This is a genomic window from Microbacterium sp. FW305-3-2-15-F-LB2 (assembly GCF_058787255.1).
This window is the reverse complement of the sequence record NZ_JBYSZO010000001.1, coordinates 2,066,072-2,081,714: the sequence shown is the minus strand read 5'-3', so window position 1 is coordinate 2,081,714 and position 15,643 is coordinate 2,066,072. Positions and strand designations below refer to the sequence as shown.

Sequence of the window (15,643 nt, the reverse complement as noted above, 5' to 3'; positions counted from 1 at the left end):
GATCGCCAGAAGCTCAACCGCCCTGCGATCTCCGGGAACGGACTCTTCGACGGTGAGCGTCATGCGAGGCGATTCTCGAACCAGTCTCACCTGAGTGAAGCTCACGGGGATATCCAGCGGCTCTTCGCGCCATGGTTCGCCCAGGAGTGACGGAACGGTTCGAACGAAGTCCGCAACGTCGAAGGTCTCGTCAACGAATATTCGCCATTGCCCAGTGAAGAACGCTCCGGGCGTATTCCCGAAGGTCAACGCGTCATCGCACGGATATGGTTCGAACTCGGGAGTCTCCGATATCTCCTTGGGTCCGGGGACGAGGTCTGCCACCTGCTGCAGCACCTCGATCGTTTCGGCCCGGACCTCCGAATACCGAGGCAGTTCGGTCGCGGTGCACCCAACGCAAGTTGCGCTCACGACTCCAATAACGGTCAGAATGCGGACGGACCTCATTGCACCTTGCCTTTCTCGTCGAGAAGTGAACGGACGGTGTCCAGGACGCGACCGTTGATGGATTCGTCGTCGCTCATCAGCGCGGTGTGATGCTCGACGCTGTCGTGGACGATGTTGACGAGCGCCCCGGGGTTGGAGGTGTACGCATATTCGGCCAGCATCGCGATGTCGGGTCCGGGGAGCCCCGAATCGACGATGTGCACCCCGGGGATCGACTCCGGAGCGACGCTGAACCCGACAGGTCCGATGCCGATACCGGCGTAGTAGCGATTGATGTCGTCCGCGGCCTGGGTCGCGAAGTAGACGGTCCCATCGTGGGGTTCGTACGGTCCTATCGCGCCGACGCTGGCGGCGAGGAAACGGGTGTCCACGGTCCCGCCATGTTTCTCCGCCTCGCTTCCAACCCCTCCGCCGTAGGAGTGTTCGTAGCTCATCGTCCAGAGCCCCGGTCGGGTGGCATCCACTCCCCGGATGAATCGGGCATATTCGCCGCCGCGTTCCTCCGCGAATCGATTCCACTCCGGCCCGGCCTCGATGAACGTGCTGAGCTGGGGCATGGGGCCGGTCATGACCGTGAACGCGACGACGGAGCCGCCCCCTGAGCGCACTTGCCATTCCGCGAACCTGGTCACGGGGTGCTCCGCCATGAACGCGTCCGCGTCGACGTTCGTCCCGGGGACGACGAACAGGGCCGTTTCCGCGGTGGAAGGATCACCGGTCATCTCGATCAACGATCCGTGGTCGGGATCCCACGCGTACAGCAGCGTCGACCCGTCGGCAACTCTCTCAAAATACGCGATCTCGCGATCGAGGCGCGCGCGTTCGCGGCGGCGGTCAAGCACCTGGAGCGCCGTCGGTCGTCCCCGGGGGATCCGGAGATCCTGCAGGGCCTGACGTTCGATACCGAGCGCGTGAAGATACTCGCGCGCTCGGCGGCGGTGGACGGCCACGCGATCCGCGATCGCCACTCCGTCGAGGTTCCCGAAGAACTTCGGGGCGGAGGCGAGAAGAGCCCCGGCGACGTCGGCGTCGAGCGTGTCCCACCACCGCGCGATCTCCGCGGGTGCCGTGCGACCGATGACGACCGACCACTCGGGATGCGTCGATAGCAGCACCTGGGCGTCCGGGGACGTCGCCAGTCTGTCGAGCAGAGCGAGTCCTGCGGCGTCGGTCGGCGACGACGGCTGCGCAGCTTCGGGGCCTGCCCAGGACGCGAAGACGGGCCAGGGGACATCCGCGATGGCGCGCAGGGCCGCCGCGCAGCGCTGCGTGACCTCGTCGTACCTCGCTGTGAGCACAGCGGCGTCACGATCGATGCTGAGTTGCCACTCTCGGTGCGCGATCTCGTTCATCGCGACGGCGGCGCCATCGGCACCGTTGTCCCAGACGGGAGGCGGCGCTCCGAGCGCCCGCGCGTCGAGAAGGGATCCTCTCTGGAGGGCGAGATCGTCGAGGTCGTCCGCGTATCGTTCGAAAGCGCGGCATGCCGCTTCCATCCCGGCGGCGATCTCGCGCGCGACCGGACGTGTGGTCGTGAGCGATCGGTGCAGCGCGTCGGCCTCGGGCGCGCGGTACGCCTGCGGGGCCAGGTTCCAGAGGACGAGTGCCTCCTGGAAGGACGTCTCGAACCTGTCGGTCTTCTGCCGCAACGCGTCCGCGGCCTCGCGAAGAAGTTCGGCGTCCACCGGTGGCTCGGGCAGCACGATCGCGGCGGTCACGGGCGCTTCCCGGCGAACACCGTCGGGTCGTAAGGGTTGCCTCCGTCAGCGATGTCGGCACTCGCCGCGCGCGAAGCGGTCTCGGTCGCCATCTCGTCGTCCGCGGTGAGGTAGGCCAGCGCCGCGGACTGCAGAGCCACGATCGCGGAGCGCCCCCGTCCGAGGAGGCGCCGCGCGAGATCGACTCTCGGGTCGGCGACCTCCGTGAATGCGGTGCGCACGACCGTCGCACGAGCGAGGGAGTGGGAGACGGCATCCACTGCTCTGCGCACGGACGCCACGACCTCGTCGAGGTCATCGAAGCAGCCGCGCAGACGTTCAGCGACGCTGAGGAGTTGCGGGGGATCCACCGAGTACGACATGCGCGGGATCGTAAAGAACCCGCGCGGGGCGTGACTTCACCCTGTGGACAACGCTCCAGAAACGGGGGTCACCGCGCGAGCCGGGCGATCCACTCCTCGACCTCATCGGCCGTGCGCGGAATCCCCGCCGACAGATTCACCGGTCCATCGGCCGTCATCACGATGTCGTCCTCGATGCGCACACCGATGCCGCGGTACTCCTCGGGGACGGTGAGGTCATCGATCTGGAAGTAGAGGCCCGGTTCGATGGTGAACACCATTCCCGGTTCGAGGAGGCCGTCGTAGTACATGTCGCGTCGCGCCTGCGCGCAGTCGTGGACGTCGATGCCGAGGTGGTGGCTGGTGCCGTGCACCATGTAGCGCCGGTGCTGGCCGCCGCGGTCGGCATCCAGAGCCTCCTCCGCCGTGACCGGGAGAAGGCCCCACTCGGCGACGCGGGCCGCGATGACCTCCATCGCGGCCTCGTGCACGCGACGGAACGGCACGCCGGGACGCGCGGCGGCGAACGCGGCGTCGGCGGCCTCGCGCACCGCCTCGTAGACCCGGCGCTGAACCTCGGTGAATCGACCCGACACGGGCAGCGTCCGCGTGATGTCGGCCGTGTACAGGCTGTCGACCTCGACTCCCGCGTCGATGAGGATGAGGTCGCCCGGTACCACGGCGCCGTCGTTACGGGTCCAGTGCAGGTAGCATGCGTGCGGTCCGGAGGCGGCGATCGTGTCATACCCGACCGCGTTGCCGTCGGCCCGTGCGCGTCGATGGAAGACTCCCTCGACCACGCGCTCGCCCCGGGGGTGCTCGATGATGCGCGGAAGTTCGGCCACGATGTCGTCGAAACCGGATGCCGTGACCTCGACGGCCAACGCGAGCTGGGCGAGCTCGTACTCGTCCTTCACCAGGCGCAGTTCGGAGACGAAGCGCGTGAGCTCGTCGTCCACACCCACGACGCGGTCTTCGTCGGAGGCCACGAACGAGTCGACGTGCGCCGTCGAGAGGCCGAGGTCTGCGGCGACGCCGGCGAGAGCGGGGCGCGGGCCGATCCAGAACTCACCGATCGAGGCATCCGCGTAGAACTCGGGCGTCGTGCGGTCGGCGCGCTCCCGGAAGTAGAGCACGGCCTCGTGGCCGCCCTCGCGCGGCTCGAAGACCAGGACGGAGTCGGGCTCGGAGTCCGCCGCCCATCCCGTGAGGTGGGAGAACGCCGAGTGGGCGCGGAACGGGTAGTCGGTGTCGTTGCTGCGCTGCTTGAGCGACCCCGCCGGCACCACGAGCCGTTGTCCCGGAAAGGCGGCCGACACGCGCTCGCGGCGGCGAGCCGCCCAGGCGGACTGCTCGCGCCGATCGGGAAGCGTCTCGGGGCGCTCGGCCCATCCGGTCGAGATCGTGTCGAGGAAGCCGCGCGGGAACGGGGCCTTGCGGTTCGTCGTGGTCTCGACGGGCTTCTGCTCTTCGGGGGCGATCGTGTCGCGGTCAGCGGGGGAGTCCATTCGTCCAGTCTCGCACCGCCGGCCCTTCACCGCACGGTCAGCCGGTCGTCCGCTCCAACTGCACCACGATGGGCCGGTGGTCGCTGCCCGAGCCGTCGAGCGTCCGCATGACGACGGAGCCCGTCACCGTCCAGTCCGGCGTCGCCATGACGTGGTCGATCGGGGCGCCCAACGCAGCCGGCACGTCGGTCGGCCAGGTGCCGACCCCGCCGTTGCCGCTCTCGGATGCCGCGTCTCGGCAGCGGCCGAGGGTGCCGCCGTCGACGCCGAGGCCCGTCATGTGGTCGAGCGTCGCGTTGAAGTCGCCGGCCAGGATGACGTTGTCGGTCGCGCATTGATCGGCGAGCCACTGCAGGTCCGATTTCCACTGCGTCATGTACTCCTGACGCGGGGCGACGGCGTGGGCGGCCACGATGATCGGGCCGTTACCCGAGACCGGCATCGCCACGGCGCTGGGCACCGTGGACGTGTTGCTGGATCCATCGAGCGACGACTCGATGACGCTGTAGTCGCCCAGCTCGGGCCGGATCAGCACCGTTGTCGAGGTGGCATCCCATCCGGTGATCCCGTACTGGCCGTACTCGGCGTGGTGCGCCCACATCGGCTGACCCATGTCGCGCATGAGCTCAGCGACTCGAGCGCCGGTCTCGATCGTCGTCTCGGGCAGGGTGACCACGTCGGCCTTCATTCCGACCGCGAATTGCGCGATGGAATCGGCCGAGGTCGCCGAGCCCGCCGTGTTCCACGTCATGACGCGAAGGCTCGTGTCGGTCTTCGCCGGGAGTCCGTCGGTGCCCGTGCCGCGCTGCAGCACCACGGCGCCGTTGACCCCCGCTGCGGCGACGAAGATCACGGCCACCGTGAGGGCCAGAGCGCGCACGGGGCGGAGGAGCGCGAACAGCAGTGCAAGAGCTGCCGCAGCGACGAATCCTGCGGCGACGGGCACGCGGAAGGAGATCACCTGGGCGAGCGGAAACGTCCGTTCGATGCCGAAAACGGTCGGCCAGGTCAGCGCCACGGCCGCCGCAGCGCACACCATAGCGAACACGATCCCGAACAGCCGACGCACGCACCCGACCCTAGGCGAGGCGCCTGGGAGATCGACGGATGCCGCCACTGCGGCACCTCCACGTCGACCGCGGCCTCGCGGACCCGGCGGTACGCTCGACGGGTGGAGCACGATCGACGATTCGAAGGGCCGAGTGACCTTCACCTCCACTCGACGCATTCCGACGGCACGGAGTCACCCGCCCTCGTCATGGCTGCGGCGCACCGCCACGGTCTGCGGACCGTGGCCCTCACCGACCATGACACGACGTCGGGGTGGGCCGAGGCGGCGGAGGCCGCGTCGTCGCTGGGAATGACCTTCCTCCCGGGGATGGAGCTGTCGGCTCAGCACGAGTGGCGGAGCGTTCACCTCCTGGCCTACCTCGTCGACCCGGATGACGACTCCCTTCGCGCGATGACCGACCGCATCCGGACGTCGCGTCTGGATCGTGCGCAGATCATGGCCGAGCGGATCTCGCGCGACTTCGACATCGACTGGCACGACATCCTCGAGCAGACCACGGATGGCGCGACGGTCGGGCGACCGCACATCGCGGATGCGCTCGTGGCACGGGGCATCGTCGCCGACCGCACCGAAGCGTTCGCCGGCATCCTCCATCCGAGGAACGAGTACTACGTCTCCCTGTTCGCTCCTGACCCCGTCACCGCGGTGGAGCTCATCGTCGGTGCCGGTGGCGTGCCTGTCATCGCACACCCGGCCGGGAGGGCTCTTCTGCCCCGGCCCGTCCTCGAGGCCATGCTGACGGTGGGGCTCGCGGGGTTCGAACTGCGTCATCGCGAGAATCTTCCGGATGCCACCGCCACCCTCGCGCGACTGGCGGTCGAGCGCGATCTCATCGTGACCGGGTCGAGCGATTACCACGGCCTCGGCAAGCCCAACCTGCCCGGTGAGAACACCACCGACGACGACATGGTGGAGCGTCTGATCGCCACGGGCACGGGCTCCACACCCGTCTATCCCTGACGACGAACGGCGCCGCCCCTCGGAAAGAGGAGCGGCGCCGTTCGCGTGCTGTCGTCTCAGGCGGTCGGGGCGGTCGTGCCGCCGCCGGATCCACTGCTGCGGCGGCGGCGACGACGGCGCGGGGCCGCGTTGCCGTCGTGGTGCTCGCTGCCGCCTCCGTCGTGCGTGCCCGCACCCTCCGCTCGCGGCGCCGGGCCGGAACCCTGGTCGCCCGAGCCTCCGCGGCGCCGGCGGCGGCGACGCTCGGCGCCCTCGCCCGTGGCATCCGTTCCCTCGGCGGTGTCTGGCTTCTCGACCTTGGGGGCCTGCGCCTTGGGGGCGGTGACGAGGCGGCCCTTCGTGCCCTCGGGGATGTCGAGGTCGGTGTACAGGTGCGGGCTCGACGAGTAGGTCTCGATCGGCTCGGGCTGACCGAACTCGAGCGCGCGGTTGATGAGCGCCCACTTGTGCAGGTCGTCCCAGTCGACGAAGGTCACCGCGATGCCGGTCTTGCCCGCACGGCCGGTGCGACCCGCGCGGTGCAGGTAGGTCTTCTCGTCGTCGGGGATCGTGTGGTTGATGACGTGGGTGACGTCGTTGACGTCGATGCCGCGCGCGGCGACGTCGGTGGCGATGAGCACGTCGCGCTTGCCGGCCTTGAACGCGGCCATGGAGCGCTCGCGCGCTTCCTGGCTCATGTCGCCGTGGACGGCGGCGGCGTTGAAGCCGCGGTCGCCGAGCTCGTCGACGAGCTTCTGGGCGGCGCGTTTCGTGCGCGTGAAGATAACGCTCTTCCCACGGCCCTCTGCCTGCAGGATGCGGGCGATGACCTCGTCCTTGTCGAGCGAGTGCGCGCGGTACACGAGGTGCTTGATGTTGGCCTGCGTGAGACCCTCGTCGGGGTCGTTCGCCCGCATGTGGATCGGGTTCGACATGAACCGGCGGGCGAGGGCCACGATCGGTCCGGGCATGGTCGCCGAGAACAGCTGCGTGTGGCGCACCGGGGGCACCTTCTGGAAGATCTTCTCGATGTCGGCGAGGAAGCCGAGGTCGAGCATCTTGTCGGCCTCGTCGAGAACGACCTCGACGGCGCCCGACAGGTCGAGCAGCCGCTGGTTGCTCAGGTCGATGAGGCGCCCGGGCGTCCCCACGACGATCTGCGCTCCGGCCTTGAGCTGATCGATCTGGCCCTCGTAGGCCTTGCCGCCGTAGATCGCCACGACGCTCGTCGCGCGGTTCTGCGTCAGCATGTCCATGTCTTCGTAGACCTGGACGGCGAGCTCGCGCGTCGGCACCACGATGAGCGCCTTCACCCCCGGCTCGGGGTTCAGCCCGAGGCGCTGGACCACGGGGATGCCGAAACCGAAGGTCTTTCCGGTTCCGGTCTTGGCCTGACCGATGATGTCCTGGCCGGGAAGGCCGAGAGGGATCGTCTGTTCCTGGATCGGGAAGGCATCCACGATGCCCTTGGATGCCAGGGCATCGACGATGTCCTGATCGACGCCGAGCTCGGCGAAAGTCGTCATGAGCGTGCCTGTTCCGGCGGTGAGAGACCGCCTGGGGAGTCGGATCCACGCCCTCCACTCGTCCACAGGCGCGGGGCCCCGATCCATCGCCGGGGCGAGTCCACTCTACCCGGCGCGTGTTTCGGGGGTCCGACGCCTAGGCTGTACAGCGTGTTCGAGTGGTTACGTCGTCGTCGACCGGTCGGTCGCACGCTGCAGTTGCGCTCGCGGGGAGACCTCGGCGACGCCATGCGCGTCGACTTCGCCGAGCTGGCCCCCGATGTCGAGACGTTCCTCGGCCAGGCCGCCTACCTACAACTCGGATTCTTCGAGACGCTCAGCGAATTGATCGCCTCCACGCCCGAGCTCGCGGAGAAGGAATCCCTCTCCCGCGCGGCGGGGGCCGCCCTCATCAAACATCAGGAGATCGTCGCTCTGATCCGAGAGCGAGGTGCGGATCCGACCCAGCTGATGCTGCCGTTCCGTGAGTCGCTCGACGCGTTCCGTCGCAATACTCACGGCGTGCGACCGCAGGAGACGATGCTCTCGGTCCACATCACGGCAGGCATGCTCGACGACTTCTATCTCGCGCTGTCATCGAGCTACGGCGACACCGGGCGCCGGGTCGCCCGCATCCTGCAGGCGGATGACGACCGGCAGGCGATCGTCGAGATCCTGGGCGCGACGATCGCGAGCGACGACGAATGGCGGTGGCTGCTCGCCCTGTGGGGTCGCCGGCTCGTGGGCGACACGCTCCTCGTGGCGCGGGCAGCCCTCACCCACCCTCGACTCGACCTCGCGGAGGAGGCGAAGGTCGAGCCGGTGTTCACGGAACTCATGGGAGCACACGCCCGTCGCATGGATGCCATGGGCCTCGCGGCCTGAGGATCACCCGCGCTCGCGATCGTTTTGCGGGTGCCTCAGATGCCGGCGCGCGACCGCAGAGCGACGTCGTTGCGCTGACGTACACGCGACAAGGCCGTGATCAGGACCAGCGTCGTGATCGCGGGAGCGATGACCGCGACGATCCACAGGACGGGGGAGTCGGACGCGATGCCCGCCCAGGTCAGGGCCGTCCACGAGGTCGCCGAGGCGGTCGCACCCGCCAGCGGTGCCAGAGCCACCCCGCGCAGATCGCGATGCGGCAACGTGAAGTGGGCGGCGAGTCCGACGACGGCGCCGATGATCAGGCCGAGGAGGATCTGCACGGTGGCCTCAGGCGACGAAGCCGACCCGGCGGGCTTCCTCGGTACCGAGCTCGACGAACGCGAGATTCGCCGTGGGGACGATGTAGGAGTTGCCCTTGACGTCGGTGAAGGTGACGTGGCTGGCGGACTGGTCGAGCGCCGTGGCGATCGACGACTTCACGGCATCCGAGGCTTCGTTCGTCTCGAAGTTCAGCTCGCGGCCGGTGTTGGTGATGCCGATGCGGATCTCCACGATGCTCCCTTTCCGCCCGGGCATCTCGGTCCACCCGGCGCGATGATCCGACTCTACGACACGGGCGGAGGGGGGTTCCCCGTGCGCGGGCCCGCTTCGCGGACGGCGAACGGGGCGGGTCGTCGAGCCGGTGTCGGAGGCCGCGGCTACCGTGGGACACATGCAGGATCCGGATGCCGTCACCGTCGCCCCGGCGGGTGGTCCGGTGCCGGGCGTCGCGGCGGAGCCGGCACCCGAGGTCGCGCGTGATCGCTGGGCGGCGCGGGCCCTCGAGCCGTCCGACCTCGACCCGGAACAACGCGTCGTCGTCGGGTGGGCACCCGAAGCGAGCGGCGCGGTGGTCGGTGCACCCGGTTCGGGCAAGACGTCGACGGTGCTCACGCGCGTGCGGTCCCTCGTCGCCCGGGGTGTCGACCCCGACCACATCCTGGTCCTGACCCCGACGCGTCCTGCGGCGACCGCGCTCCGCGATCCCCTTGCCCTGGCGGTGGGGCGCGCGACCGCCGGCGCTCTCGCTCGATCCTTGGCGTCCTTCGCGTTCCAGGTGGTGCGCGGCGCGGAGGTGCGGCGCGGTGCCGAGCCGCCGCAGTTGCTCACCGGTGGAGACGAAGACCAGATCATCCGTGAACTGCTCGAGGGCGACGCGCTCGATGAGGTCGACGGGCCGTCGCGGTGGCCCGAGTGGCTCGGGCCCTCGATCCGGGCGACGCGTGGATTCCGCGGCGACTTGCGCGCCTTCCTCGCGGAATGCACCGACCTAGGGATCGCGCCCGAAGACCTCCCCGGTCTGGCCAATCGTCACGGCATCCCGGTGTGGGCTGCCGTCGGATCCTTCGCGGCCGAGTACCGCGCCGTTCGCGCCGAGATGCGCGGTGCACACCGCGATGCGGCGGACCTGGCACGCGAGGCGGTGGCGGTGGTCGATGCAGCGGCGGTCGATCGCGAACTCCTGGGCCGCTTCGCATCCATCCGGTGCATCCTCGTCGACGACGCCCAAGAGCTGACCTCCGGCGGTATCGATCTGTTGCGAGCGTGCCGCCAGCGGGGAATCGGCGTGGTCGCCTTCGGTGATCCCGATGTCGGCTCCGGAGCGTTCCGCGGTGCGACGCCGGAGAACTTCGCGCGACTCGCGGCGGAACTGGGAGATCTGGTCGCTCTCGGCGACCCGCATCGAGGCACGTCCGAGCAGATCGATCTCGTTCGTGGCGTGGCCGCGCGCATCGGCGCCGCCGGTGTGGTGGCCCACCGCCGCGCGCCGGTCGGTGCGGCGCCCGAGGGTTCGGTGCGGACCTTCCTGCTGCGCTCGCCCGCGGAAGAAGCAGACGCCATCGCCCGCCTCCTTCGCGAGCGTCATGTCCTCGACGGTGTCCCGTGGGGTGCGTGCGCGGTGATCGCCCACGATTCACGACAGGTGGCCGCGCTGGAAGCCGAACTCGCCGCGCGTGAGGTCCCGGCACGCGCGAGCGGACCGGGGTTGGCGCTCGGTGTGCAGGGCCCTGTCCGAGACCTCGTCGCCCTGGTCGAGCTCGGCATGGCCGACCCCGAGAGCTGGGGCTCGGATGCCGTTCTCGATGCGCTCCTCGGCACGTACGGCGGACTCGATCCGATCGAGCTGCGCCGGTTGCGTGCCGCGCTGCGACAGGAGGAGCTCGCGTCCGGTGGAACGCGCTCAGCCGCGGAACTCGTGGCATCCGGTCTGAGGCATCCGCTCGAGTTCGCGACGATCGATACGCGCGAGGCCCGCCGTGCGGCCCGGCTCGGCGAGACGCTCTCGGCCCTGCGAGCCCAGGCCGACGGGCGGGCGACCGCACACGAGCTCTTGTGGACCGCGTGGGAGCGGAGCGGTCTCGCGCGGTCGTGGCGTGAGGCCTCGCGCGGACACGGTCCGCTCGCGGAACAGGCGAACCGCGATCTCGACGCGATCGTGGCACTGTTCCAGGCCGCCAAGCGGTTCACCGAGCGTGAGCCCGACGGAGAGGCCGCGGGCTTCCTACGGTCGGTGATCGACAGTGATGTCGCCGAAGACCGCATCGAACAGCCCGCGGTCGTCGACACGGTCCGCGTGCTGACGCCCGCGGCCGCCGCGGGCACCGCCTTCGACACCGTCGTCGTCGCCGGTGTCCAAGAGGGCGTCTGGCCGAACACCCGTCTGCGCGGCGGCCTGCTCGAGACATGGCGCCTGGCCGACGCCGTTCAGTTCCCCGACCTTCCGTCCGCCGGGATGCTGGATCGTCGCCGGGCCGCGATGCACGACGAGCTGCGACTGTTCGTCCGCGCGGTCTCGCGCGCCCATTCCCGACTCATCGTCACCGCGGTGGACGACGACGACACCGGACCCAGCGTGCTGTTCGAGATGCTGCCGACGCCCGAACCGGCGTCGTCGGTTCCCGAACACCCTCTTTCTCTGCGGGGTCTGGTCGCCCGTCACCGGCGTACGCTCACGTCTCCCCGCTCGCCTGCTCGCGAGCGTCGACACGCGGCGGGCCAGCTCGCGCTGCTAGCGGCTGCGGACGTCGCCGGGGCGGCACCGGAGCAGTGGTACGGCGTGGCGGCCCCCAGCTCCACCGCCCCTCTGCGCGACCTCGAACACGAGGACGTCCGTGTGTCGCCGTCCCGTCTGCACGCGCTGGAGCAGTGCGAGCTCGACTGGGTCATCAGCGACCTGGGTGGCGATCGCAGCGGTACCACCGCGGGCATCGGCACGATCATCCACGCGGCGCTCGAAACGGCCGCCGCGGGGACCGAAGAGGCACTGTGGGAGGTCGTGGAAGAGCGTTGGGGCGAACTCGTCTTCGACGCCGCCTGGCGCGAGCGTGCCGAGCGAGTCCGGGCGCGCGAACTCGTCCGACGGCTCGCGGCCTACCTGCGGCGCTTCGACGACGCGGGAGGTCGACTGGTGGGCGCCGAGAGACACTTCGAGGTCCCGATCCCCGTCGCCGATGCGGGGGAGCACGGCGCGCTCCTCAGTGGTGACATCGACCGGGTCGAGATCACGCCGAGCGGCGAGGTCGTCATCGTCGATCTCAAGACCGGAAAGAACGAGCCGCAGACCGACGCCAAAGTCGCCGACAACCCGCAACTGGCCGCGTACCAGCTCGCCTTCTCGTCGGGTGCCATCGAGCAGGTCGCGGGGATGCCGCCCGGCGGGGCGAAGCTCCTCGTCCTGCGCCCGACCGCGGCGACGAAGGACTACGCGGAGCCGCATCAAGCTCCCTTCGATGAGGCCGCGCGAGCGGAGTTCGTCGAGCGCGTGCAGCGGGCTGTCGACGTCATGCGGGGACACTCCTTCGCCGCGCCCTACGAGGTGCACTGCCGCGACGAGTTCTCGTTCGGGTTGTGTCGCATCCACACGGTCTCCGCGGTGAGCGCGTCGTGACGGCCTCACTCTCGGCCGCGACGATCGCGGCCGCCCTCGGCCAGTTCCCGCCCACGGTGGAGCAGACGGCCGTCATCGAGGCTCCTCTCTCACCCGCGCTCGTCGTCGCGGGGGCGGGGAGCGGAAAGACCGAGACCATGGCCGGACGGGTCGTGTGGCTCGTTGCGAATGGTCTCGTCCGGCGTGACGAAGTGCTCGGGCTGACCTTCACACGCAAGGCGGCTGGCGAGCTGGCCGAGCGGATCCACCGTCGCCTGCACCGGCTGTCCGAGTTCGAGAGCCGCGGCCTGCTTCCGAAGCTCCCCGAGCTGCACGCGAGCGGCCAACTGGCTGTCTTCGCCGAACTCGCACAGGCTGACGGAGCTCGCGGGGACGCGGAAAGGCGGCGGGTCCTCGACGCTCTCGCGCTCGAGGTCGGCGCAGGCCCCGCGGTCGGCGACGAAGACCAGCTGCTGCACCGTCCCACGGTCGCCACGTACAACAGCTTCGCCGACGCGCTCGTGCGCGAGCACGGACTGCGTATCGGCCGCGATTCCGAATCCGCGGTCCTCTCCGAGTCTGCGGCGTGGCTGCTGATGCGGCGGGTCGTCTTCACCTCCGACGACCCTCGGCTGGAGGAGCGGCAGGAGTCCCCACGGACCCTCATCGACGCGGCGCTTCGCATCGCGCGCGACAGCGTCGACAATCTCGTCGACCTCGACCGCCTCGCCGCGTTCCCGGACGATTTCGGCCGCATCGTCGAACGCCCGTCGACCTCGGCGCGCGTGAGCGTGTACAAAGACGTCGCCGACGCGGCATCCCGTGTCTCCGCGCTCGGCATGCTCGCCGGGCTGGCCGCCGCGTACGACCGCGAGAAGGCGCGGCTCGGAGTGATGGACTTCGCCGACCAGGTCGCCGGTGCCCTGCGCATCGTGCGCGAGCACCCGCCGGTCGTCGCGGAGCTGCGATCGCGCTATCGCGTCGTGCTGCTCGACGAGTATCAAGACACTTCCGTCGTCCAGACCGACCTGCTCGCGACCTTGTTCGCGGGCACCGGGGTGATGGCCGTCGGCGACCCCCACCAGGCCATCTACGCGTGGCGCGGAGCGAGTGCGGGCAACCTCGGCGGATTCCCGGCCGCGTTCGCTCCCGACGGCGGATGCCAGACCTTCTCGCTGCTGACGAGCTGGCGGAACAGCGCGCGCGTTCTCACGGCGGCGAACGCGGTGTTGGCCCCGCTCGCCAGCCGATCGCCGGTGGCCGTGGAGGAACTGCGCGCGCGGCCCGGAGCGCCCGACGGCGTCGTGGACATTCTCTTCGAGCGCGACCTCGATACGGAGGCCGATCGCGTCGCGGAGTGGTTCGCCGGGGTGCGCGGCTCCCGGGCGGCCGGGGGGAAGCAGACGACCGGCGCGGTGCTGTTCCGTAGCAAGAAGCACATGGTGCGCTTCGGCGACGCGCTCGGACGCCGTGGCATCCCGCACCGCATCCTGGGGCTCGGTGGGCTGCTGACGACGCCCGAAGTCGTCGACGTCGTGTCGGCGCTGAGGGTCATCAGTGACCCCGAGGCCGGGTCAGCCCTCATTCGGCTGCTGTCGGGACCGCGATGGTCGATCGGGCTTGCCGACCTGCGCGCTCTCGCCCAGCTCGCGCGCCGGCTGGCCACCCACGACGTGGCGCTGCAGCCACTCTCCCCGGAGGTCGTGGATCGCCTTCGCTCGACTCCGGGCGCCGACCGCGCGTCGCTCGTGGACGCGTTGGACTTCCTCAGCCGGCAGACGGACGGTCACGGGTGGCTCGCGGACATCACCGCCGAAGGGCGGGAGCGTTTGCGCGAGGCGGGTGCCGTCTTCGCCGGGTTGCGCCGCAACATCGGGGTGCCGATTCCCGAGCTCATCCGTCTGATCGAGACGGAGCTGCGGCTCGACGTGGAGCTGGCGGCGAACGAATCACGCGGGCCGGCACGCATCTCCTCGGCGCAGCTGCGCGCGTTCGTCGATGAGATCCGGGGCTTCCTGGCGGCTGACGAGTCGGGTTCGGTCACGAGCCTCCTCGCCTGGCTGGATCACGCCGAGCAGGCCGATGAATTCGCGCCCCGGACCGAGCCGCCCGAGGACGACGTCGTCCAGCTGCTCACCATCCACGGGTCGAAGGGGCTCGAATGGGATGCCGTGGCGGTGGTGCGTCTCGTCACCGACGAGCTGCCCTCACTCGCCCGCGACACGAAAGGGTGGCTCGGGTTCGGCGTGCTTCCCTCCGAGTTCCGCGGCGACTCCGCGTGGTTGCCGATCTTCGGGTGGCGAGGTGCGGAAACGCAGCAGGACCTCAAAGCGGCCATCGACGCGTTCGTCGAGGCCAACCGCGCGCGCCAGCTCGACGAAGACCGTCGACTCGCGTACGTCGCGTTCACTCGGGCGCGCGATCACCTCCTCCTCTCCGGGTCGAGTTGGTCCGGGACAAAGCGCTCCCGAACCCCCAGCGTCTTCCTCGACGAGGCGAGCTCGGCGCTCGGGATTCCTCTGGGCGTCGATGATCCCGGCGACGACCCGTACGACGGCGAACGGCGCCTTCTGCACTGGCCGCTCGACCCGCTGGGTGCGCGCCGGACCGCCGTGAGAGCCGCTGCAGAAGAGGTGAGCGCGGCGCGTGCACAACCGGCCGTGTCGCCGGATGCCGACCTCGAGCTGCTCCTCGCCGAACGCGCCGACCGCCTGCGGCCCACCCACTCGCCCGCTCCCACTCGCATCCCCGCATCGAAGTTCAAAGACTTCGTGGCCGACTACGGAGGCGCGGTGGAAGAGCTGCGACGCCCGCTGCCGGAACGTCCCTACCGGCAGACGCGGCTGGGCACCCTGTTTCACGCCTGGGTCGAGCAACGGTCAGGAATCGTGGGATCGGGAACGGGATTGGACGACGCCGGACTGTGGGACGACGACGAGGGAGCCTCGGCCGCAGACGCGGCGGAGCTCCAGCGCCTGCGCGAGATCTTCGAACGGTCCGAATGGGCACGACTGCAACCCCTCGAGGTCGAGACCGAGATCGACTTCGTCACGACGCGTCTCGACGGGCGCCCCCACGTCGTGATCTGCAAGTTGGATGCCGTCTACCGTCACGGTGACCGGTACGAGATCGTCGACTGGAAGACGGGTCGTCCGCCGACCGACGACGCCGAGCGCCGCTCACGGATGCTGCAACTCGAGCTGTACCGCGAGGCCTACCACGCGAAGCACGGGGTGCCGTTCGATCTCATCGACGTGACCCTGTTCTACGTCGGCGACGAGATCGTGCTCCGCGGGTGACTCCGCGGACGTGACGCGG

Annotated in this window: 11 protein-coding genes; 4 read left to right on the top strand and 7 right to left on the bottom strand. The window is 69.8% G+C overall.

Annotated features, from left to right (window positions below; all coding sequences use genetic code 11):
• Nucleotides 1–443 precede the first annotated feature (443 nt).
• The 4 genes from AC3WLZ_RS10095 to AC3WLZ_RS10080 form a co-directional block, all read right to left on the bottom strand.
• A complete protein-coding gene (locus tag AC3WLZ_RS10095) occupies nucleotides 444–2,165 on the bottom strand; it encodes a hypothetical protein (protein ID WP_492469943.1) in 1,722 nt (573 codons plus the stop codon).
• Nucleotides 2,162–2,527, bottom strand: a complete 366-nt coding sequence (locus tag AC3WLZ_RS10090) for a DUF6507 family protein (RefSeq protein ID WP_492469942.1) — start codon at nucleotides 2,525–2,527, stop codon at nucleotides 2,162–2,164. Before AC3WLZ_RS10090 ends, AC3WLZ_RS10095 begins: the two co-directional genes overlap by 4 nt.
• A gap of 68 nt (nucleotides 2,528–2,595) precedes the next feature.
• A complete protein-coding gene (locus tag AC3WLZ_RS10085; RefSeq protein WP_412924820.1) occupies nucleotides 2,596–4,014 on the bottom strand; it encodes an aminopeptidase P family protein in 1,419 nt (472 codons plus the stop codon).
• Nucleotides 4,015–4,051: 37 nt separating this feature from the next.
• A complete protein-coding gene (locus tag AC3WLZ_RS10080) occupies nucleotides 4,052–5,083 on the bottom strand; it encodes an endonuclease/exonuclease/phosphatase family protein (RefSeq protein WP_492469941.1) in 1,032 nt (343 codons plus the stop codon).
• A gap of 102 nt (nucleotides 5,084–5,185) precedes the next feature.
• On the opposite strand from AC3WLZ_RS10080, the gene AC3WLZ_RS10075 reads away from it, so the two are divergent.
• Nucleotides 5,186–6,046, top strand: a complete 861-nt coding sequence (locus AC3WLZ_RS10075; protein ID WP_492469940.1) for a PHP domain-containing protein — start codon at nucleotides 5,186–5,188, stop codon at nucleotides 6,044–6,046.
• A gap of 56 nt (nucleotides 6,047–6,102) precedes the next feature.
• On the opposite strand, the gene AC3WLZ_RS10070 is transcribed toward AC3WLZ_RS10075, so the two are convergent.
• Complete coding sequence (locus AC3WLZ_RS10070) at nucleotides 6,103–7,551, bottom strand: DEAD/DEAH box helicase (protein ID WP_492469939.1); 1,449 nt, start codon at nucleotides 7,549–7,551, stop codon at nucleotides 6,103–6,105.
• Nucleotides 7,552–7,701: 150 nt separating this feature from the next.
• On the opposite strand from AC3WLZ_RS10070, the gene AC3WLZ_RS10065 reads away from it, so the two are divergent.
• Complete coding sequence (locus AC3WLZ_RS10065; RefSeq protein ID WP_412924816.1) at nucleotides 7,702–8,415, top strand: ferritin-like fold-containing protein; 714 nt, start codon at nucleotides 7,702–7,704, stop codon at nucleotides 8,413–8,415.
• Between the two features lie 35 nt (nucleotides 8,416–8,450).
• Here the strand turns inward: AC3WLZ_RS10065 and AC3WLZ_RS10060 are convergent, their stop codons facing one another.
• Both AC3WLZ_RS10060 and AC3WLZ_RS10055 read right to left on the bottom strand, forming a co-directional pair.
• On the bottom strand, nucleotides 8,451–8,738 hold the full coding sequence (locus AC3WLZ_RS10060; RefSeq protein ID WP_492469938.1) for a hypothetical protein: 288 nt from the start codon (nucleotides 8,736–8,738) through the stop codon (nucleotides 8,451–8,453).
• 7 nt (nucleotides 8,739–8,745) lie between these two features.
• Nucleotides 8,746–8,970 carry a DUF3107 domain-containing protein gene (locus AC3WLZ_RS10055; protein WP_492469937.1) on the bottom strand — a complete coding sequence of 75 codons (225 nt, stop codon included), beginning with the start codon at nucleotides 8,968–8,970 and terminating at the stop codon, nucleotides 8,746–8,748.
• Between the two features lie 160 nt (nucleotides 8,971–9,130).
• Here AC3WLZ_RS10055 and AC3WLZ_RS10050 point away from each other — a divergent pair, with 160 nt between their 5' ends.
• Nucleotides 9,131–12,346, top strand: a complete 3,216-nt coding sequence (locus AC3WLZ_RS10050; protein ID WP_492469936.1) for an ATP-dependent helicase — start codon at nucleotides 9,131–9,133, stop codon at nucleotides 12,344–12,346.
• Entirely contained in the window at nucleotides 12,343–15,624 is a 3,282-nt protein-coding gene (locus tag AC3WLZ_RS10045) for an ATP-dependent helicase (protein WP_492469935.1), read from the top strand. Before AC3WLZ_RS10050 ends, AC3WLZ_RS10045 begins: the two co-directional genes overlap by 4 nt.
• Nucleotides 15,625–15,643 lie beyond the last annotated feature (19 nt).